At 74.9% G+C, this 20,589-nt stretch carries 15 protein-coding genes; 5 read left to right on the top strand and 10 right to left on the bottom strand.

Annotated elements, in window-relative coordinates:
- On the bottom strand, positions 1-611 hold a 611-nt coding region (locus Acit_RS11920; protein WP_248109272.1), incomplete at its 3' end, for a cob(I)yrinic acid a,c-diamide adenosyltransferase.
- Positions 612-731: 120 nt separating this feature from the next.
- Between Acit_RS11920 and metH the strand changes: the two genes are divergently transcribed.
- On the top strand, positions 732-4,229 hold the full coding sequence (gene metH, locus Acit_RS11915; protein WP_376746062.1) for a methionine synthase: 3,498 nt from the start codon (positions 732-734) through the stop codon (positions 4,227-4,229).
- Here metH and Acit_RS11910 read toward each other — a convergent pair.
- The 8 genes from Acit_RS11910 to Acit_RS11875 all read right to left on the bottom strand — a co-directional run bounded on the left by Acit_RS11910 (position 4,144) and on the right by Acit_RS11875 (position 14,662).
- Positions 4,144-5,523 carry an MFS transporter gene (locus tag Acit_RS11910; protein ID WP_248109270.1) on the bottom strand — a complete coding sequence of 460 codons (1,380 nt, stop codon included), beginning with the start codon at positions 5,521-5,523 and terminating at the stop codon, positions 4,144-4,146. The two genes, metH and Acit_RS11910, sit on opposite strands and share 86 nt — an antisense overlap.
- Positions 5,524-5,577: 54 nt before the next feature.
- A complete protein-coding gene (locus Acit_RS11905; RefSeq protein ID WP_248109269.1) occupies positions 5,578-6,726 on the bottom strand; it encodes an aminopeptidase P family protein in 1,149 nt (382 codons plus the stop codon).
- Positions 6,723-8,372, bottom strand: coding sequence for a lipoyl synthase (gene lipA / locus Acit_RS11900; protein WP_248109268.1), 1,650 nt, complete (start codon positions 8,370-8,372; stop codon positions 6,723-6,725). The genes Acit_RS11905 and lipA overlap by 4 nt, the downstream gene beginning before the upstream one ends.
- 8 nt (positions 8,373-8,380) lie before the next feature.
- Positions 8,381-10,084 carry a dihydrolipoamide acetyltransferase family protein gene (locus tag Acit_RS11895; RefSeq protein WP_248109273.1) on the bottom strand — a complete coding sequence of 568 codons (1,704 nt, stop codon included), beginning with the start codon at positions 10,082-10,084 and terminating at the stop codon, positions 8,381-8,383.
- Between the two features lies 1 nt (position 10,085).
- A complete protein-coding gene (lpdA, locus tag Acit_RS11890; protein WP_248109267.1) occupies positions 10,086-11,498 on the bottom strand; it encodes a dihydrolipoyl dehydrogenase in 1,413 nt (470 codons plus the stop codon).
- Between the two features lie 352 nt (positions 11,499-11,850).
- Entirely contained in the window at positions 11,851-12,618 is a 768-nt protein-coding gene (locus Acit_RS11885; RefSeq protein ID WP_248109266.1) for an SDR family NAD(P)-dependent oxidoreductase, read from the bottom strand.
- 10 nt (positions 12,619-12,628) lie between these two features.
- Entirely contained in the window at positions 12,629-13,126 is a 498-nt protein-coding gene (locus Acit_RS11880; protein WP_248109265.1) for a ribonuclease H family protein, read from the bottom strand.
- A gap of 9 nt (positions 13,127-13,135) precedes the next feature.
- Positions 13,136-14,662 carry a hypothetical protein gene (locus Acit_RS11875; RefSeq protein ID WP_248109274.1) on the bottom strand — a complete coding sequence of 509 codons (1,527 nt, stop codon included), beginning with the start codon at positions 14,660-14,662 and terminating at the stop codon, positions 13,136-13,138.
- 73 nt (positions 14,663-14,735) lie between these two features.
- On the opposite strand from Acit_RS11875, the gene Acit_RS11870 reads away from it, so the two are divergent.
- Genes Acit_RS11870 through thiE form a run of 4 tightly spaced genes read left to right on the top strand, consistent with a single transcriptional unit; the run spans position 14,736 to position 19,759 of the window.
- Positions 14,736-15,713 (top strand): aldo/keto reductase, encoded by a 978-nt coding sequence (locus Acit_RS11870; RefSeq protein ID WP_248109264.1) that lies wholly within the window; start codon positions 14,736-14,738, stop codon positions 15,711-15,713.
- Between the two features lie 55 nt (positions 15,714-15,768).
- Entirely contained in the window at positions 15,769-18,483 is a 2,715-nt protein-coding gene (aceE, locus tag Acit_RS11865) for a pyruvate dehydrogenase (acetyl-transferring), homodimeric type (RefSeq protein WP_248109263.1), read from the top strand.
- Positions 18,471-19,073, top strand: coding sequence for an HhH-GPD-type base excision DNA repair protein (locus Acit_RS11860; protein ID WP_248109262.1), 603 nt, complete (start codon positions 18,471-18,473; stop codon positions 19,071-19,073). Before aceE ends, Acit_RS11860 begins: the two co-directional genes overlap by 13 nt.
- A complete protein-coding gene (gene thiE, locus Acit_RS11855; protein ID WP_248109261.1) occupies positions 19,070-19,759 on the top strand; it encodes a thiamine phosphate synthase in 690 nt (229 codons plus the stop codon). The genes Acit_RS11860 and thiE overlap by 4 nt, the downstream gene beginning before the upstream one ends.
- 15 nt (positions 19,760-19,774) lie before the next feature.
- On the opposite strand, the gene Acit_RS13280 is transcribed toward thiE, so the two are convergent.
- Positions 19,775-20,589 (bottom strand): alpha/beta hydrolase (locus Acit_RS13280; protein ID WP_282436883.1); only part of this gene is annotated, 815 nt, incomplete at its 5' end.

Genomic DNA, 20,589 nt, shown 5'->3' with positions numbered 1-20,589 from the left:
GCTCCTTCCTCTTCTTCCTCGCCGCTCGGGCCACCCGCCGAGTCCCGGGCCGCCCCCCCGACCCGGGGGGCGACCTGGCGGGCCAGGGGGTGGTCCTCCCCTTCGGCCGCCCGGGCCAGGGCCCAGAGCAGGTCCGAGAGCCGGTTCAGGTACCGCCCGGCCAGGGAGTCCGGCGCCGGCGGATGGGCCATGACCTGCCGCTCGGCCCGCCGGACCACGGTGCGAGCCAGGTCCAAGAGGGCCGAGGCCCGGTTCGCCCCGGGCACCACGAAGGCCGCCGGCAGGGCGGTCTGGGCGAGGACCTCGTCGATCCGGGCCTCGAGGGCTTCGACCATCGCCGGGGTGACCAGCTGGTCGCGGGCCGCCAGCTTCCCCCGGTGCTCCGGCTCGGTGGCCACCTCGGCCATGAGCACCCAGAGGTCCCGCTCTACCCCGAGCAGCAGCTCGTCGAGGGCCGACCCGGCCACCTCGGCCCGGGCCACCCCGATGGCCGCCTGGGCCTCGTCCACCGCCCCGTTCGCCTCGATCGCCGCCGACCACTTCGGGACCCGCCCGCCGTAGAGCAGGCCGGTGGTGCCGTCGTCGCCCGTGCGGGTGTAGATGCGGACCACGGCGGGATGCTAGCGGTCGTCCCCTCGCCGGGGGCCAGTAGCGTGGGGCCCGTGGACCCTGAGGTGGCAGCCGACGACCCGGCGCCCGGCCCGTCGGCCGGGACCAGGGAGCGGGCGGCCGTGGCCATCGACCAGCTCCCCGTGGACTCCCGTGGCGCCGCCTACCTCGACGCGGCCCGCTCGCGGGTGGTCGTCTTCGACGGGGCCATGGGCACGAACCTCCAGCTGGCCGGCCTCGGCCCCGAGGACTTCGGCGGCCCGGCCCTCGAGGGGTGCAACGAGGCCCTGGTCCTCTCCCGCCCCGACGTGGTGGCCGGCATCCACCGGGCCTTCCTGGCGGTGGGCTGCGAGGTGGTCGAGACCAACGCCTTCGGGGCGAACCGCCTGGTCCTCGCCGAGTACGGCCTGGCCGACCGGGTCGAGGCCATCAACCGGACGGCCGCCGAGCTGGCCCGATCGGAGGCCGACCGGGCCGCCACCGAGGACGGGCGTCCCCGCTGGGTGGCCGGCAACCTGGGCCCAGGGACCCGCTTCCCCACCCTCGGCCAGGTCAGCTACGCCGAACTGGCCGACGTCTACGAGGAGCAGGCCCGGGCCCTGCTCGCCGGGGGCGTGGACCTGCTGCTCGTCGAGACCGTCTTCGACCTCCTCCAGGCCAAGGCAGCGATCACCGGCTGCAAGCGGGCCATGGTGGCCCTCGGCCGCCGGGTGCCCCTGCAGGTCCAGGTGACCATCGAGCTGACCGGCCGCATGCTGCCGGGCACCGAGATCGGGGCCGCCCTCACCACCCTGGTGCCCCTGCGCCCTGACGTCCTCGGCCTGAACTGCGCGACGGGGCCCGCCGAGATGTGGGAGGCCGTCCGCCACCTCGGGGCCCACTGCCCCGTCCCCATCGCCGTCCAACCCAACGCCGGCCTGCCCGAGGTCCGGGACGGCGCCATGCACTACGACCTCACCCCCGACCAGCTGGCGGACCACCTGGCCCGGTTCGTCACCGAGGCCGGGGTCAGCGTCGTCGGGGGGTGCTGCGGCACCACGCCGGCCCACCTGGCCGCCGTGGTGGCCCGCTGCCGGGACCTCGACCCCGCCTCTCGCCACCCGGTCCTCGAACCGGCCGTGGCCTCCATCTACTCGGCCGTCACCCTCCACCAGGACACCTCGTTCCTCATCGTCGGGGAGCGGACGAACGCGAACGGCTCCAAGCGCTTCCGGGAGGCCATGCTGGCCGGCGACTGGCAGACGGTGGTCACCATGGCCAAGGAGCAGGTCCGCGAGGGCGCCCACGTCCTCGACGTCTGCGTCGACTACACCGGGGCCGACGGACCGGCCGACATGGCCGAGGTGGCCAGCCGCCTGGCCACCGAAGCCAGCCTGCCGATCATGGTCGACACCACCGAGGCCCAGGTGGCCAAGGTGGCCCTCGAGCGCCTCGGGGGCCGCTCCCTGCTGAACTCGGTCAACCTCGAGGACGGGGACGCCCCGGGCGGCCGGCTGGACCGCTTCCTCACCCTCGCCCGCGAGCACGGCGCCGCGGTGGTCTGCACCTGCATCGACCAGGACGGCCAGGGCCGGACGGTCGAGCACAAGCTCAAGGCGGCCCGGGCCATCGTGGAGCTGGCCGTGGACCGCTACGGCCTGGCCCCCGAAGACCTCCTCGTCGACCCCTTGGTCCTGCCCCTCACCACCGGCATGGAGGAGAGTCGCCGGGACGGCCTCGCCACGGTCGAAGCGATCCGGCGGATCAAGGAGGAGCTGCCCGGGGTCCACACCATCGTCGGCCTCTCCAACGTCTCCTTCGGGATCGCCCCGGCCGCCCGCCACGTCCTCAACTCGGTCTACCTCCACGAGCTGGTCGAGGCCGGCCTGGACGCGGCCATCGTCCACGCCGGGCGGATCATGCCGCTGCACCGCATCGAGGAGGACGTCCGGGCCCTGTGCCTCGACCTCATCTACGACCGGCGCCGGGACGGCTACGACCCCCTGGCGGCCCTCATCGCCCGCTTCGAAGGGGTCCGGGCCCACAGCGGCCCGGTGGAGGACCGCCGGGACTGGCCGGTCGAGCAGCGCCTGGCCCAGCGGATCGTCGACGGGGACCGCAACGGCCTGGAGGACGACCTCGAGGAGGCCCTGGCCGCCGGCCACGATGCGCTCGGGATCGTGAACGACATCCTCCTCGACGGCATGAAGACCGTCGGGGACCTCTTCGCCTCCGGGGAGCTCCAGCTGCCCTTCGTCCTGCAGTCGGCCGAGACCATGAAGGCGGCGGTCGCCTACTTGGAGCCCAAGATGCCCAAGAGCCAGCAGGGCGGCAAGGGGACGGTCGTGCTGGCCACCGTGAAGGGCGACGTGCACGACATCGGCAAGAACCTCGTCGACATCATCCTGTCCAACAACGGCTACCGGGTGGTCAACCTCGGCATCAAGGTCGGGCTCCCCGAGATGCTCCAGGCGGTCGACGAGCACCGGGCCGACGCCCTCGGCATGAGCGGCCTCCTGGTGAAGTCCACCTTGGTCATGCGGGAGAACCTCGAGGAGCTCAACCGCCTGGGCCGTCACGAGCTGCCGGTGCTGCTCGGGGGCGCCGCCCTGACCCGCAGCTACGTCGAGCGGGACCTCCGGGAGGTCTACAAGGGCCGGGTCTTCTACGGCAAGGACGCCTTCGAAGGGCTGCGGACCATGGACCAGCTCATGGCCCTGCGCCGCGGGGAGCTCGACGACCCCGAGTTCGGGCGCCGCCCCGGGGGCCGGGTCCTGCCGGCCCGGCGCAGCCAGCAGCCGGTCGAGGAGGGGCCGGTGCCGACCCGCTCCCCCGAGGTCGACCCCGACGTCGAGGTACCGACCCCCCCGTTCCTCGGCACCCGGGTGGCCAAGGGCATCCCTCTCGACGACGTGGCCGCCTACCTGAACAAGACCGCCCTGTTCCGCAACCAGTGGGGCTACCGGCCCCTAGCCGGCGAGGACGACGCCACCTTCAAGGAGCGGGTCTCGGCGGTCCTGCGGGAGCAGCTGGACCTGGCGAAGGCGAAGGACCTCCTCGTGCCCCAGGTGGCCTGGGGCTACTTCCCGGTCCACGCCGACGGCGACGACCTCGTGGTCTACGAGGACGACGACCGCCGGGTCGAGCGGGTCCGCTTCCACTTCCCCCGGCAGCGCAAGGCCCCCTGGCTCTGCATCGCTGACTTCTTCACCCCCGTCGGCTCGGGCCGGCCCGACTACGCCTGCTTCCAGCTGGTCACCGTCGGCCCCCGGGTCTCCGAGGAAACCGCCCGGCTCTTCGCCGAGAACCGCTACACCGACTACCTGCTCCTCCACGGCCTCGGGGTCGAGATGGCCGAGGCCCTCGCCGAGTACTGGCACCGCCGGGTCCGCGAGGAGTGGGGCTTCGCCGACCAGGACGGCCCCACCCTGACCGGCCTCTTCCGCCAGCAGTACCGCGGGGGGCGCTACTCCTTCGGCTACCCGGCCTGCCCGGAGCTGGCCGACAACGAGAAGGCCTGGGCCCTCCTCGACGCCGGCCGGATCGGGGTCAGTGTCAGCGAGGGCTTCCAGCTCCACCCCGAGCAGTCGACCGTCGCCCTGGTCTGCCACCATCCCCAGGCGAAGTACTTCGTGGCCTGAGCGGCCCAGTGCTCGCCAGGTCCCGTCGGGCCGTCTCGGGCAGGGCCCACCAGACGATGGCGGCAGCCGGCAGGACCACCAGCGCGATGACGGTGGCCGCGTTCCCGACGGTGCCGAGCAGCCCCCCGCTGGCCCCGAGGACCCCGACCAGCGTGGGGCCGAGGATCGAGCCGGTGTTGCCGAAGCCGTTGCGGATCCAGGCCCCGGCCTGGGCCCGCCGTTCGGTCGGGAACAGCTCGGTGGCGAAGGCCGAGAGCACCGGGGCCACCCCCACGCCGAAGAACGCCGTGCCCAGCAGGAACGGCAGCATCACCCAGGGGTCGGCCACCTGGAAGGTCACCACCGCGCAGGCCACCGCCCCCAGCACGTACCCCACGGCCGTCGGCCGGCGGCCCAGCCGGTCCATGAGCCGGCCGCAGGCCACGTAGCCCACCATGGAGAACAGGGCGGCGGCGGCGAAGAACGCCCCGGCCAGCCCGTCGGCCAGGTGGCGCTGGTGCTCGGCGTAGTAGGTCCACCAGCCGATCAGCCCCGCCGCCGGCACCCCCTGGAGGAACGCGATGACGCCTACGGCGAGCACCCGGCCCCGGTCCTCGGTCCGCCAGACCGCCACCGCGCCGGCCACCACCTCCCGCCAGGACCGGCGCGCCGGCGGGGCCCGCCGGGCGGCCAGGTAGGCCCGGCTCTCCTCCAGCCGCCGCCGGGCCACGGCCACCACCAGCAGCGGCACGGTGGCCAGCAGGAAGAACGCCCGCCACCCCAGGGGGTTGTGCAGGAAGCCGACGGCCACCAGCAGGCCGCCGAGCACCGCGCCGGCCGGGCTGAACAACAGCAGCAGGCCGAGGTAGCGGCCCCGGGCGGCGGCGGGGACCTCCTCGGCCAGCAGGGTCACCGCCACCCCGAACTCGGCGCCCACGAACACCTGGGCCCCGAACTGGAAGGCGGCGAAGGACCAGAGGTTCCACGACGCCGCGGTCAACGTGGTGCAGACGGTGTAGCCCAGGATGGACCACAGCAGGATCGGCCGCCGGCCGACCCGGTCGGCCCGGAGCACCAGGAAGAACGCGAGGAACTGGCCGGCCCCGATGGGGATGTTCGCGACCCCGACCGCGGCGGTGCCCACGTGGAACGAGGCCTTCAGCTGGGTCAGCAGCAGGGCGCGGAGCTGGCTGTCGTAGCTGTCGAAGAGGGCCGCGGGCAGCAGTAGGGCCAGGAGCAGCCGCAGGTAGTGCCGGCTCCGCTCCCCGGCCGGCTCGCTCGGGGCGTCGGCCGCCCCCACTGCCCCCACCTCCACGACCCCGAGCCTAGGAGGGGGTGGCTGGCGGGGCCGGGCGGCCCGACGCGCCGCTCAGCCGTCCAGTTCGACCAGCCCCCGGGGCGCCTGGTTCAGGTCGGCCCGCCCCTCGGGCCGCACCGCCACGATGTCCTCGAGCCGCATGCCGAAGCGTCCCGGCAGGTAGATGCCGGGCTCGACCGAGAAGACATGGCCCGGCTCCAGGACGACCTCGCTGCCAGCGGTGATGTAGGGCTCCTCGTGCTCCTCCACCCCGATGCCGTGGCCCGTCCTGTGGATGAACCAGCGGCCGTAGCCGGCGTCCTCGATGACCCCCCGGGCGGCCCGGTCCACCGACCCGGCGGTCACCCCCGGTCGGACCGCGGCCCGGGCGGCCGCCTGGGCGGCCTCCAGGACGGCGTAGGCCTCCCGGACCTCGGCGCTGGCCCGCCCGAGGACCACCGTCCGGGTGATGTCCGAGCAGTAGCCGACGTCGCCGGGCCGGGCCCAGGTACCCCCGAAGTCCAGCACCACGGTGTCCCCCGTCTCGAGGACCCGCCCGCCGGGCTCGTGGTGGGGGCTGGCAGCGTTCGGCCCGCTGGCGACGATGGCGAAGTTCACCGCCTGGTGCCCGGCCTCCCGCAGCCGCCGACCGACCTCCTCGGCCACCGCCGCCTCGGACCGGCCCCGCAGGGGGACCTCGCCGGCTTGGATCGCCCGGGCCACCTCGTCAGCCGCCGCCGCCGCCCCGGCCAGGGCCTCGACCTCGGCCTCGTCCTTCACCGCTCGCAGCGGCCCGGTCACCGCCGAGGCCGCCAGCCACTGGACCTCGGGGAGCCGAGCCTGGAGCCGCAGGAGGTCGACCGCCCACGCCCGGTCCGAGACGGCCAGCCGGCCAGGCGGCCAGGGCCCCCGCCGCAGCAGGTCCACCACCAGCTCGACCGGATCGGCCCCCTCCGACCAGGGGGCCAGGGTCACCTGGGCTTCCTCGGCCGCCACCCGGGGGGCCTCGAGCTCCGGCACCACGAGCACCGGGTCGGCCTCCGGCAGCACGACCAGCATGGTGAGCCGCTCGAGGGGCATGGCCCGGTAGCCGGTCAGCCAGGGGAGGTCGGCGCCGTGGGAGAGCAGCAGCCCGTCCACTCCGGCGCTGGCCAGGCGGGCCCGCAGCGCCGAGAGCCGCCGGGCCCGCACCGCCCGCAGGTCCACGCTGCTGGCGCTCATGCCGAGCGGACCGTCCCGACCCCCTGGGCCGCTTCCCGGGCGTGGTAGCTCGAGCGGGTCAGCGGCGAGGCCTGCACGTACGAGAAGCCCATGGCCCGCCCGGCCTCGGCCAGCGCCTCGAACTCCTCGGGGGTCCAGAACCGCTGGACCGGCAGGTGCTGGACGCTCGGCCGCAGGTACTGCCCGACGGTCACCACGTCCACCCCCACCCCCCGCAGGTCGGCGAGCGCCCCGAGGACCTCCTCGAGCCGCTCGCCCAGGCCGACCATCACGCCGGACTTCGTCGTCGCGCCGGCCCGCTTGGCCCGAGCCAAGAGGGCCAGGCTCCGGGCGTAGCCGGCTTGGGGCCGCACCGCCCGCTGCAGCCTGGCCACCGTCTCGAGGTTGTGGTTCACCACGTCGGGCCGCGCTGCCAGGACCGCGTCGAGGGCCTCGGGATCGCCCTGGAAGTCGGGCACCAGCACCTCCACCGTGGTCCCCGGGCAGCGCCGCCGGATAGCAGCCACGGTGGCGGCGAAGGCCGCGGCGCCGCCGTCGGGCAGGTCGTCGCGAGCCACGGCGGTCACCACCGCGTGCCCGAGCCCCAAGGCGGCCACGGCGTCGGCCACCCGCTCGGGCTCACCGGGGTCCAGGGGTCCGGCCCGGCCCGTAACCACCTCGCAGAAACCGCAGGACCGGGTGCACTGGGCGCCGTTGATCATGAAGGTGGCCGTGCCCGCCGCCCAGCACTCGAAGATGTTCGGGCAGCCGGCCTCCTCGCAGACCGTCACCAGCCGCCGCTCCCGGACCACCCCGGCGGTCCCCTGGAAGGGGGCGCCCATGCGGGCAGGGACCCGCAACCAGGCCGGTTTCCGGCTCGCCAGCGGCAGCCCTCCGCCGGGCTCCACGCCGGCTCGCCGCAGCCGCCGGAAGGCCACCGGCTCCCCGGCCGGCGCGGCCCCCGCCGGGCCCGGCCCGGGGGCCAGGCCCCGACCCCGGGCCCAGTCCACGGCCTGGCGCTCCAGGGGGCGACCCCGCCCGAGGATCCGCGCCGCGTGGGCCACCAGCAGCTCGGCGACCTCGGGCACGCTCGCCTCCACCCCCTCGGCCGCCAGCGAGGTCACCGGCTTGTCGGCGATGCCGCAGGGGACGATGCGCCCGAACCAGGCCAGGTCCGGGTCCACGTTCAGGGCCAGGCCGTGCATGGAGCGGCCCCGGGCCACCTTCACCCCGATGGCGCAGATCTTCCGGGGCCGGGCACCCTCGGGCTCGACCCACACCCCCGGGTAGCCCGGGAGCCGGCCGGCCCCGAGGCCCAGGTCGGCGAGGGTCCGGATCACCACCTCCTCGAGGGCGGCCACATGCCTGGGCACCGCCTGGGGCCCCATCGGCACGTCCAGGATCGGGTAGGCCACCAGCTGACCGGGCCCGTGGTAGGTCACGTCCCCGCCCCGGTCCACCCGCACCAGATCGGCGCCGACCGCGTCGGGGTCCACCAGGACGTGCGCCGGGTCGGCCCGGACCCCCAGGGTGAAGACGTGAGGGTGCTCCAGGAGCAGCAGCCACTGGCCGCTCGCCCCGTGGAGGGCCCGCTGGAGGTCCCAGGCCTCGGCGTAGCGGACCCGGCCCAGCTCCCGGACCCGCAGGGGCTCCTCGAGCGGTGCCATCCCCGGCCCTAGAGCTCCCGGCTCCAGTCGTAGCCGGCGATCAGCTCGGCCACGTCGTGCACGAAGGCCGCGGCGTAGGCCCCGTCGACCGCCCGGTGGTCCCAGGTCAGCGACAGCAGCCCCACCGAGTGGATCACGATGGCCTCGCTCCCGTCGGGCAACGTGGCCACCACCGGCCGCCGCCGCACCGTGTCGGTCGAGAGGATGGCCACCTGGGGCTGGTTGATGATCGGCCCGGTCAGCAACGTGCCGTAGGGGCCGGGGTTCGTGATGGTGAAGGTGCCCCCGGCCAGGTCGTCGGGGCTCAGCTGCTTCGAGCGGGCCCGGGTTGCCAGGTCCCGGATGGCCCGGGCCAGGCCCCGCACCGACAGCGCGTCGGCGTCGTGGACCACGGGGGCTACTAGCCCCTCGAAGGAGAGGTCAACAGCGATCCCCAGGTGGATCCGCCGGTGCACCACCAGGCTGTCGTCCCCCACCGAGGCGTTCAGATGCGGCCAGCGCCGCAAGGCCTCGATGACCGCCCGGGCGACGAAGGGCAGGTAGGTGAGGGAGAAGCCCTCCTCCTCCCGGAACCGTTCGCCCACCGCGGCCCGCACCCGGTCCACCGCTTCGAAGTCGGCTTCGGTCACCACCAGGGTGTGCGGCGAGGTGGCCTTCGACCGCACCATGTGCTCGGCGGTCCGCCGCCGGATGTTGCTGAAGGGCACGACCTGGTCGTCGGGACCGGCCACCATCGAGGCCCCGCCGGGCACGACCCGGCTCACCTCGGCGGGCCGGCTCGCCGGCAGGTCGGGGGAGCGCAGGGCTCCGCTCGCCACCGACCCGGCCGGGGAGGCCGCCGGGGTGGGGGTCCCCCCGCTCGGGGCCGCCGCCGGCGCCGGGGCCGCGCTCGGGGCCGCCGGTGGCGGCGCTGCCGCCGGAGCCGGCGACGCCGCCGGGGCCGGTGCCCCTGCCGATCCTGCGCCCCGGCGGGCATCGATGACCGCGAGGACGTCCGCCCGGGTGATCCGGCCTCCCGGCCCGCTGCCAGGAACGTCCTGGGCCGTCAGTCCGTGCTCCGCCATCAGCCGCCGCACCACCGGCGACAGCAGCAACCCTGTGCCTTGGCCGTTGCCGTCGGGCTCGCCCTCGCCGAATCTCCCCGGCACCTCCTCAGTGGGCGCCGAGGCAGGAGCGGCTGGTGGCGGCGGAGGGGCGGCCGCCGCGGCCGGCACCGCCGGCGCTGGGGCCCCCGGACTGGGGCTCCCCGGACTGGGGCTCCCCGGACTGGGGCTCCCCGGACTGGAGATCCCCGGCGTGGGAGGAGCCGCTGGGGCGGCACTCGGGGGCGGGGGTGGCGGGGCGCTCGGTGTCGCTGGCGGGGGCGCTGCCGCGCCGGCCGCTTGCGCCGCGGGCCCCGGGGGGGGCGGGGGTGCTGGCGCCGCCGGCGGGGGCGCCGGGGGGGCGGCCGCCGGGGCCGGGGACGGGGGGCTCGCCGGGGCGTCCTGGCCCTCGCTGATCACCGCGAGGACCGCGCCCACGTCGACCGTCTCGCCCTCGGGCACCCGGATCTCGGCCAGCACGCCGCTGGCCGGCGCGGGCACCTCAGAGTCGACCTTGTCCGTCGAGACCTCGAAGAGCGGCTCGTCCCGCTCCACCCGCTCGCCGATCGCCTTGAGCCAGCGGGTCACCGTCCCTTCGGTGACCGTCTCGCCGAGCTGCGGCATGACCACGTCAGCCAACGTGCAACCCCCTCCCTGTGAGCGCCAGCATCGTCTCCCCGAAGGACTCCGACAGCGTGGGGTGCGGCTGGACGAAGGCCGCGACCTCGTCGACCGTCGCCTCCCAGTTGACCGCCAGGTACCCCTGGCCGAGCTGCTCGGTCACCCAGGGGCCCACCAGGTGGACCCCGAGCACCCGGCCGGCCCGACCGTCGGGGCCCCGCTCGGCCACCACCTTCACCAGGCCCTCGGTGGCCCCGAGGATCCGGGCCCGACTGTTCCCGGCGAAGGGGTCCTTCTTCACCACCACGTCGAACCCGGCCTGCCGGGCCGCCGCCTCGGTCAACCCGGCGAAGGCCACCTCGGGCTGGCAGTAGATGCACCAGGGCACCCGGTCGTAGTCCACCGGGTCGGCCGGCTCGCCCAGGATGGTCTTGACCGCCACGATGCCCTCGGCGAAGCCGACGTGGGCCAGCTGCGGGGTAGCCACGATGTCGCCCACCGCGTAGACCCCGGGCTCGCCGGTGCGCTGCCAGCGGTCGACGACGACGTAGCCCCGCTGGTCGATCTGGACGCCGGTGCCCGGGGTCAGCAGCCCTTCGCTCGCCGGGCGTCGGCCCACGCTGACCACCACGGCGTCCACCTGGACCTCCTGCCCGTCCCCGAAGGCCACGGTGGTGCCCTGGGGGCCCGGCCGATGCCCGTGGACCTGCACGCCGGTGTGCACAGCGATGCCCCGGCGCCGAAAGGAGCGCTGCACCACCGCCGCCACGTCCTCGTCGCAACCCGGCAACAGCGTCGGCATCGCCTCCAAGAGCGTCACCTGCGTGCCGAGGTCGGCGAACATGGAGGCGAACTCGCAGCCGATGGCCCCCCCACCGATGACCGCCACCGAGCGAGGCAGGGTCTCCAGGTCGAGGACCTCGTCCGAGGTCAGCACCACGCGGCCGTCCACCTCGAAGCCGGGGATGGAGCGGGGCAGGGAACCCGCCGCCAGCACGACGTGCTGACCGGCGATCTCGACCGTGCCGTCCGGGCCGCTCACCTGCACCCGACGGCCCGGCAGCAGCTGCCCGGTGCCGGCCACCACCGTGATGCCCCGGCCGGCCATGAGGCCCTGGAGGCCCCGGTAGTTCTGGTCGACCACCTTCTGCTTGCGGGCCTGGCTGGTCCGGAAGTCGATGGCCGGCTGCTCGGCCAGCACCCCGAACTCCTTGGCCTCGCTGACCGTCCGGTACACCGCGGCCGTCTCCAGCAGCTCCTTCGCCGGGATGCAGCCCCGGTGCAGGCAGGTCCCTCCCACCTTGTCCCGCTCCACCACGGCCACTCGCAGGCCAGCGGACGCCCCGTAGAGAGCGGTGGCGTAGCCGCCGGGTCCACCACCCAGCACCACCAGGTCGAACACCGTCTCTCCGGCCGTCGCCACCACCTCCTCACCGGCAGCCGGCAGCCCGCCGGCCACACCTCGCCTCGCACCGCCCGGCCCGTCCACGGCGCGCCGGGGGCGACCATCGCCGGACAGAGCCGAACAGACCCGGCCCATGCCCGCGCTGGCAGCTTCCTTGGCGAGCCTACCGGCCACGCCCCCACACGGCACTTCCCCGCTGCCCGCCCGCCGAACCGGGTCGTCGCCCCGACGCGTCGGGACCCCGGGAACGACCCGGGGCCCCGACCCTCCGCCTGCCCTCTGTCCGGCCGAGGCCGTCGGTCAGCGAGCGGCGACGGCGAGATCAGCTGCGACTGAGGTCAATTGCGACTGGGATCAGTTGCGACTGGGGTCACTTTGGCGGCATCCGGATGCCCCCGTCCAGCCGGATCACCTCGCCGTTCAGGTACGGGTTCTGGGCCAGGTGGACCACCAGGGCGCCGTACTCGGCCGGGTCGCCGAGCCGCTTGGGGAACAGCACCGACTGCCCGAGGGCCTGACGCTGCTCCTCGGGCAGCAGACCCAGCAGGGGGGTGTCGAAGAGGCCCGGAGCGATGGTGATCACCCGGATGCCCACCACCGAGAGGTCCCGGGCGGCCGGCAAGGTCATGGCCACCACCGCCCCCTTCGACGCCGAGTAGGCCAGCTGGCCGATCTGGCCGTCGAAGGCCGCCACGGACGCCGTGTTGACGACGAGGCCGCGCTCCCCGTTCGCCTGGGGCTCCTGCTTCGCCATTGCCGAGGCGGCCCGGGTCATGACGTTGAAGGTGCCGATGACGTTCAGTTCCTGGATGAAGCGGAAGGCGTCGAGGTCGTGCGGCGAGTTGTCCTTGTTGATGACCCGGCCGACCCAGCCGGTCCCGGCGCAGTTCACGGCGATCCGCAGCTGGCCGCCCTCGGCCGCCTGGTCGACCGCCCGCTGGCAGTCCTCGGGCTTCGTGACGTCCCCGGCGACGACGTTGGCCAGGGAGCCCAGCTCGTCGGCCAGCGCCCGGGCCCCCTGCTCGTTCCGGTCGAAGATGGTGCAGCGAACCCCCTGGGCCACCAGGGCCCGCACCGTCCCGGCCCCGAGGCCCGAAGCCCCGCCGGTCACCACTGCTGATGCTCCAGTCAGTTCCATGGGGGGCATGCTAGGGAACCGGCCGGTCGGCAGCCAGAAGCGCCCCCCGGTCGACCTGTCCCCGCTCCCCGACCTGGCGGCTGGCCGCTCGGTTCGCCAGGGCGTCGACGAGGGCGTTCATGGGGTCCTCGGCGTGGCCCTTCACCCAGCGGAACCGCACGGCTCGCCCGGCGTCGATCACGGCGGCCAACACCGGTTCCCAGAGGTCCCGGTTCGCCACCGGCTGGCCCGAGGCGTTCCGCCAGCCCCGGCGCCGCCACCCCTCCCACCAGCGGTCCTGGAAGCAGCGCACCACGTAGGTCGAGTCGCTGACCACCTCCAGTGCGCCCGGGAGGGCCTCGAGGGCCCGCAGGACGGCCGTGAGCTCCATCCGCTGGTTCGTGGTCCTGGCCTCGGCCCCCGAGGCGTAAGGCCCATTCGGGACGGCCCAGGCCCATCCTCCCGGACCCGGGTTCCCGTGGCAGGAACCGTCGGTGTAGACGATCGTCACGCCCTGGTCGGCCGGCATCCTCCTTGCCTAGCACGGCATCGGGCCTCGCCCCCCGGGAAGGGCGGTCATCACCAAGGGAACCCCCTGGCGCCGGGCCTCGGCCACGCCGGCGAGAGCAGCCGCCACCACCTCCAGGGGCTCCCGAGGGCCGGCCGCCAGCACCAGGCCCACCCGCGGCCGCACCATCGCCATCCAGCCCTCCCCGGGCAGCGGCTCGGCCAGACCGCTCAGGACCCGCTCGGCCACTCCCTTCGCCCCGGGCAAGGACCCGACCTGCGAGAGGACCACCACGAGCCCCCCCGGGACCCGCCCCACCAGATCGGCGCCCCGCAGGATGGCCCGCAACCGGCGGGCGGCGGCGGCCTCCACCAGGGCCGGGTCCACCCGCCCGGCGGCCGGGACCGCCTGCTCGACCGCCACCGCCAGCACCACCAGGGGCAGGCCCCGCCGGGCGGCGTCGGCGAGGCGGACCCGAAGGAGCCGCTCGAGCGTGCCCTCTCCGGGCAGCCCCGTCACCAGGTCCTCGCCTGCGAGCCCGTCGACCTCGCGGGCCAGACGGGCTCGCGCCAGGGCCAAGCCGGCGAGGGCAGCGAGCGCCTCCAGACGGACGGCGCGAGCACCCTCGTCGCCGGGCCCCTCCAGCACCAGGGCCCCGGCGAGCTGCTGGCCGTCGGGCCGGAGGGCCAGTGCCCAGGGTCGGCCCGGACCCGTCCATCCCGCAAGGGCGAGCTGCTCGCCCCCCGACGCGCCGACGGCCGGCTCTCGAGCCGGGTCCACCGGGAGCGAGGGCGGCAGGGCGGTGGCCGCCTCCCCCGGGGCGGCGGCCCGGAGCACTAGGACCTCTTCGGTCGGCTCCCACTCGTAGAGCGCAGCCCAGGTCGCCTCCTCCGAGCGCAGGACGCCCGCGAGGAGCCGGGCCAGACCCTCGGTCGGGTCCCGCCCGGCCAGGGCCCGGGCGGCGCCGAGGAGGGCGTCTCGACGGACCAGCCGGGCCAGGCCCTCGGCCTCGGCCCGAAGCCGGCCGAAGGCGAGGCCCAGCCACTCGCCGAGGAGCGCGAGCTGCGCGTCGAGGTCGCCTGACCGGACGCGGGGCTCGCCGAGGAGCACCCCGAGGGCCCCGCGGGCGCCGGCACCCGGGCCCGGGCCGCCGTCCCGAGGCCGCGCCGGCACCACCAGCCACCGCTCCCCGCTTCCCCCCGGGGCGGCGGCCGGGGCGGTCGACCCGTCGGCCGTTGCCCGATGAAGGGTCCAGGCGGCGAGCGCCTCGAGGTCCCCGCCAGGGTCGCCTCGCCAGACCACGCGCTGGGGGCGGCGCCCGTCGGCCCACACGACGAGGGCCGCCCGCACCCCCGGCAGGCCAGCGGCCAGGTCGGCGGCCGCCTCGAGGATCCCGGCCGCGTCCGCCGCCCCCGCCAGGACCGGGTCCAGCGACCGGGAGGCCGCAGGCCGCCGCCCGGCGGCGTCGGCGCCGACGTCGACCGCCCCTGGATCCAGGGCGCGCCGGACCTTGGGGACCCCCGACGCCATGTCCTCGGCATCGGCCCCCGTGGCCACGGGCTTGAGCCGACTCGCTAGGGTGCCGGGGGCCGGTGGCGGTGGCGTCAGGGCCGAGCGGAGGGGGCGCGCGATGCAGTACACGAACCTGGGACGGACCGGCCTGCAGGTCTCGCGGATCTGCCTCGGCTGCATGAGCTTCGGGGCGCCGCACCGGGGCAACCATCCGTGGACCCTCGACGAGGAGGCGGCCCGGCCCATCATCCGCCAGGCCCTCGAGGCCGGGGTGACCTTCTTCGACACCGCCAACGTCTACTCGGACGGGACCAGCGAGGAGATCCTGGGCCGGGCCTTGCGGGATTACGCCCGTCGGGAGGAGGTCGTGGTGGCCACGAAGGTCCACGGCCGCATGCGGCCCGACCCCAACGGCCGGGGCCTCTCCCGGAAGGCGATCCTCCACGAGCTCGACCAGAGCCTCCGACGGCTGGGCACGGACTACGTCGACCTCTACCAGATCCACCGCTTCGACCCCACGACCCCGATCGAGGAGACCCTCGCCGCCCTGGACCGGGCGGTCCGCGACGGCAAGGTCCGCTACCTCGGCGCGTCCTCCATGTGGGCCTGGCAGTTCGCCACCATGCTGTTCACCGCGAAGGAACTCGGCCTGGAGCGCTTCGTGAGCATGCAGGACCACTACAACCTCCTGAACCGGGAGGAAGAGCGCGAGATGCTGCCCTTGTGCCGGGCCCAGGGCGTGGGGGTCATCCCCTGGAGCCCCCTGGCCCGGGGTCGTCTCGCCCGGCCCTGGGACAGCGAGACCGAGCGGTCCCGCACCGACGACTTCGGCCGCTCCCTCTACGGCCAGCTGGAGAGCGACCGGCAGGTCGTGGCGGCCGTCCAGCAAGTGGCCGAGGGCCACGGCGTGCCGATGGCCCAGGTCGCCCTGGCCTGGGTGCTCCACCAGCCGGGCGTCACTGCCCCCATCGTCGGCGTGACCAAGCCCGACCACCTCCGCGACGCCCTCGGGGCCCTGGAGCTCGAGCTCGGCACCGAGGAGCGGGCCGCCTTGGAGGCCCCCTACGTGCCCCACCCGGTGGTGGGCTTCGCCTGAGCTGACCCGCTGGTAACGACGCAAGCGACGAGGCCCCGCCCTAGCATCGGGAGTGATGCTCTTCGACGGCATGTCCCACCAGCTCCCCGACATCGACCCGGAGGAGACCGCCGAGTGGCTCGACTCCTTCGACGCCGTCGTCGCCACCCACGGCCGGGGCCGGGCCCGGTTCCTGCTCATGAAGCTCCTGGAACGGGCCCTGGCCCAGCAGGTCGGCTTCCCGGCCACCGTCTCGACGCCCTACGTGAACACCATCCCGCCGGACCAAGAACCCTGGTTCCCCGGCGACGAGTACCTCGAGCGGCGCATTCGGGCCTACATCCGCTGGAACGCGGCGGTCATGGTCACCCGGGCCAACCAGCGGGCCGACGGCATCGGGGGCCACCTCTCCACCTACGCCTCCTCGGCGTCCCTCTACGAAGTGGGCTTCAACCACTTCTTCCGGGGCAAGGCCGACGGGGGCTTCGGGGACCAAGTGTTCTTCCAGGGCCACGCCTCCCCGGGCATCTACGCCCGGGCGTACGTGGAGGGGCGCCTGAGCGAGGAGCAGCTGGACAACTTCCGCCAGGAGGTCGGCGGCCAGGGCCTGCCGAGCTACCCCCATCCCCGCCTCCTGCCGGACTTCTGGGAGTTCCCCACGGTCTCCATGGGCCTGGGACCGATCTGCGCCATCTACCAGGCCCACGTCAACCGCTACCTGCTCCACCGGGAGCTGGTCGACACCTCCCAGAGCCGGGTCTGGGCCTTCCTGGGCGACGGTGAGCTCGACGAGGTCGAGAGCATCGGGGCCCTTGGGGTGGCCGGCCGGGAGCACCTCGACAACCTCATCTTCGTCGTCAACTGCAACCTCCAGCGCCTCGACGGGCCGGTCCGGGGCAACGGCAAGATCATCCAGGAAGCCGAGGCCATGTTCCGGGGGGCCGGTTGGAACGTCATCAAGGTCATCTGGGGCTCGAAATGGGACGAGCTCTTGGCCCGCGACGTCGACGGGGTCCTGCTGGACAAGATGAACACCACCCCCGACGGGGAGTTCCAGAAGTACGCCACGGAGTCCGGGGCCTACATCCGGGAGCACTTCTTCGGGCCCGACCCCCGGCTGCGCAAGCTCGTCGCCCACCTCTCCGACGAGGAGCTCCAGGCCCTGCCCCGGGGCGGCCACGACTACCGGAAGCTCTACGCCGCCTACAAGCTGGCCACCGAGCAGACCGGGGCGCCGACGGTCATCCTGGCCAAGACCATCAAGGGCTGGACCCTTGGGCCCGAGATCGAGGCCCGCAACGCCACCCACCAGATCAAGAAGATGACCAAGGCCCAGCTGGTGGCCCTCCGGGACCGCCTCTACCTCCAGGAGGAGATCCCCGACGAGGCCCTCGACGCCGAGTTCCCCCCCTACTACCGCCCTCCTGAGGGCTCCGAGGCCCACGAGTACCTGGCCGCCCGGCGCAAGATGCTGGCTGGGCCGGTCCCGACCCGGGTGGTCCGGGCCCGGCCGACGAAGCTCCCCGAGGAGAAAGCCTTCGCCGATCTGCGCAGCGGATCGGGCACCCAGGCGGTCTCCACCACCATGGCCTTCGCCCGGCTGCTCAGGAACCTCGTCCGGGACCCCGAGATCGGGCCCCTCGTCGCCCCCATCGTGCCCGACGAGGCCCGGACCTTCGGCCTCGAGCCCATCATCGCCGAGCGCAAGATCTACGCCCCCGAGGGCCAGCGCTACACCCCGGTCGACGCCGACCTCATCCTGCGCTATGCCGAGGACCGCAAGGGCCAGGTCCTCCAGGAGGGCATCAGCGAGGCCGGGGCCATGGCCAGCTTCATCGCCCTGGCCACCTCCTACGCCACCTGGGGCCGGCCCATGCTGCCCGTCTACCTCTTCTACTCCATGTTCGGTTTCCAGCGCACCGGGGACCTCGCCTGGCTGCTCGGCGACATCCGGGGCCGGGGCATCCTGGCCGGCTGCACCGCCGGGCGGACCACCCTCCACGGCGAGGGGCTCCAGCACGACGACGGGCACTCCCCAGTCCTGGCCTCGGTGAACCCGGCGGCCCGCATCTACGACCCGGCGTTCGCCTACGAGATCGCCGTCATCGTGGAGGAGGCCGTCCGACGCATCCTTGGCCCCGAGCCCGAGGACCGCTTCTGGTACCTGACGCTCTACAACGAGAACTACCGCATGCCGCCCCTGCCCGACGGGCCCCGGGGCGACGAGGTGGCCCAGGGCATCCTCCAGGGCATGTACCGCTTCGCCGAGCCGCCCGAGCAGGCCCAGCCCGGCTGGCGCCAGGCCACCATCCTCTTCTCCGGCCCCCTCTGGCAGGCGGCCATGGAGGCCCGCAGCGTGCTCGCCGAACGGCACCAGGTCGCCGTGGACTGCTGGTCGGTGACCTCCTACAGCGAGCTCAGAGCCGAGGCCCTGGCGGTCGAGCGGGACAACCGGCTCCACCCCTCGCGCCCGGCGGCCACGCCCCTGGTGACCCGCAACCTGGCGGACCGCCAAGGCCCGGTGGTGGCGGTCACCGACTACGTCCGGGCGGTGCCCGAGCAGGTGGCCCGGTTCGTCCCCCGTCCCTTCGTGCCGCTCGGCACCGACGGGTTCGGGCGGTCCGACACCCGGGAGCACCTTCGCCGGTTCTTCGAGGTGGATACTGGCCACCTCGTGGTCGCGGTCCTCGCCGAGCTGGCCCGCAGCGGCCAGGCCTCGCCGGCTGAGGTCCAGGCGGCCATCGCCGAGCACGGCATCGACCCCGACACCCCAGCGCCGTGGCTGCCCTGAGCGACCCGGCTCAGCCCGGCCGACTGCACCTGGCCGGGGACGAGCACGCCGACCGGCTGCTGGCCGAGGAGCCCCTGGCGCTGCTGCTCGGGATGCTCCTCGACCAGCAGATCCCGATGGAACGGGCCTTCGCCGCCCCGGCCCTCTTGGCCGAGCGCCTTGGCCAGCCCCTGCGGGCCAAGACCCTCGCCGAGGCCGACCCGGCCTGGCTGGAGGGGCTCTTCGCCGCCAAGCCGGCCCTGCACCGCTTCCCTGCCGCCATGGCCCGCCGGGCCCAGGCCCTCTGCCAGACCCTGGTCGCCGACTACCAGGGGGACCCGAGCCGGCTGTGGACCGAAGCAGCCGACGGCCCCGACCTGGTCCGGCGGCTCGCGGTCCTGCCGGGGTTCGGGGAGCAGAAGGCCAAGATCTTCGCTGCCCTGCTCGCCAAGCAGTTCGGAGTCCGGCCCCGGGGCTGGCGGGAGGCCACTGCCCCCTTCGGCGAACCCGGCGTCTTCCTCTCGGTGGCCGACATCGTCGACCCGGCCAGCCTGGCCGCCGTCCGGGAAGCCAAGCAGGCGATGAAACGGGCCGCCAAGGCCGCCCGGTGAGCCCGCCGGGGCCCGAGCCGTCCCCGGCGGCCCGCCGCTGGCACCTGGCCGAGCGCCGCCTCTACCTCTGCACCCCCGACCGACCCGACCTGGCGGCCTTCGTCACCGCCTGCCTGCGGGGCGGGGTGGACCTCGTGCAGCTGCGGGACAAGGCCCTGCCCGACGAGCAGGTCGTGGCCCGGGCCCGGCTCCTCGTGGCCCTCGCCGAGCCCTTCGACGTGCCCGTCGTGGTGAACGACCGGCCCGACCTGGCCCTGGCCGCCGGGGCAGCCGGGTGCCACGTCGGCCAGGAGGACATGGCCCCGGAGGAGGCCCGGCGCCTCCTGGGCCCCGACCAGCTGCTTGGGCGGTCCACCCACGAGCCGGCCCAGCTCGAGGCGGCCCTCAGCGAGCCGATCGACTACTGCTCGGCCGGCCCGGTCGAGCCCACCCCCACGAAGCCCGGTCGGCCCGGCACCGGCCTGGCCTACGCCGGCTGGGCGACCCGTCGGTCACCCCTCCCCGTCTTCGTCACCGGCGGCGTCCGGCCCGAGACCGTCCCCGCGCTCGCGGCCGCCGGGGTCCGCCGCTTCGTCGTCGTCCGGTTCCTGGTCCAAGCCCCGGACCCCGAACGGGCAGCCCGCCGCCTCCGGCACGCCATCGACCAGGCCCTGGACGAACCGGCTCGCCCCGCGCCCCAGCCCTGAGGGCCGTGCGGGCGGTCAGGCCCCTTGGCGCTCGAGCCAGCCGATCAGCAGGGCCACCACCCGGGGGTCGGCCCGGAGCCGGTGCCCGGCCCCGGCCAGCACCCGCAGCTCCACCGCTTCCCCCCCGGCGGCGGCCAGGTCCCGGGCGTGCTGGACCGGCACCACCTCGTCGTCCTGGCCGTGCACGAGCAGGACCGGGCGGGACGACAGCCGGGCCACGGCAGCCAGGGGGTCGATCCCCAGCCCCTCGGCGGCCCAAGCGGTCGGGTCGAGCGGGCTGCCAGCCGGCACGACCCCCAGGCGCCGGGCCCCGGCCAGGGCTTCCTCCGGATCGGCCAGCCAAGGACCCAGGTCGGCCGGCGCCCCGAGGGCGGCGACCCCCACGACCGCCGGCTCGCTGGCCGCTAGGCAGAGAGCAAGGGTCCCGGCCAGGCCGAACCCCACCAGCCAGACCGGTCCCCCCAGCCAGCCGACCAGGGTCGCCAGGTCCTCCTGCCAGCCCCGCACGGAGAAGACCCCGGGGGAGCGGCCGACCCCCCGCAGGCAGCCGGCCGCCACCTGCCACCCGACGGTGGCGGCCAGGTGGTCGGCCAGGGCCGGGAAGGTCGCACCGGTGCGCGGAGCCGCACCGGCTTCGGTCGGCAGGCCCGGCACGACGAGGGCCCGCCGCCGGGCCGGGCCAGGCGCTCCCGCCAGGTGGACCGCCAGCTCCCCGGCCGGGCCGCTCACCATGAGCCAGGGGTCCGGGGCCACTGGGGTCCCTTGTGCCGTCCCTGGCCGACCCGAGGGTCGCTCAGATGCCGATCCGCTCGGCCAGCCGCTCCCGGTGG

The organism is Aciditerrimonas ferrireducens, assembly GCF_023130475.1.
GTDB classification, from domain to species: domain Bacteria; phylum Actinomycetota; class Acidimicrobiia; order Acidimicrobiales; family UBA8190; genus Aciditerrimonas; species Aciditerrimonas ferrireducens.
Note: the sequence above shows the minus strand (reverse complement) of the source record. Positions and strands in the feature narration are given on the sequence as shown.

Bases quoted from the DNA above. Each gene is read 5' to 3' on its own strand.
- Acit_RS11905 (WP_248109269.1), bottom strand. From the start codon at position 6,726: ATGAGCGCCAGCAGCGTGGACCTGCGGGCGGTGCGGGCCCGGCGGCTC.
- lipA (WP_248109268.1), bottom strand. From the start codon at position 8,372: ATGGCACCGCTCGAGGAGCCCCTGCGGGTCCGGGAGCTGGGCCGGGTC.
- Acit_RS11880 (WP_248109265.1), bottom strand. From the start codon at position 13,126: ATGCCGGCCGACCAGGGCGTGACGATCGTCTACACCGACGGTTCCTGC.
- Acit_RS11885 (WP_248109266.1), bottom strand. From the start codon at position 12,618: ATGGAACTGACTGGAGCATCAGCAGTGGTGACCGGCGGGGCTTCGGGC.
- aceE (WP_248109263.1), top strand. From the start codon at position 15,769: ATGCTCTTCGACGGCATGTCCCACCAGCTCCCCGACATCGACCCGGAG.
- Acit_RS11870 (WP_248109264.1), top strand. From the start codon at position 14,736: ATGCAGTACACGAACCTGGGACGGACCGGCCTGCAGGTCTCGCGGATC.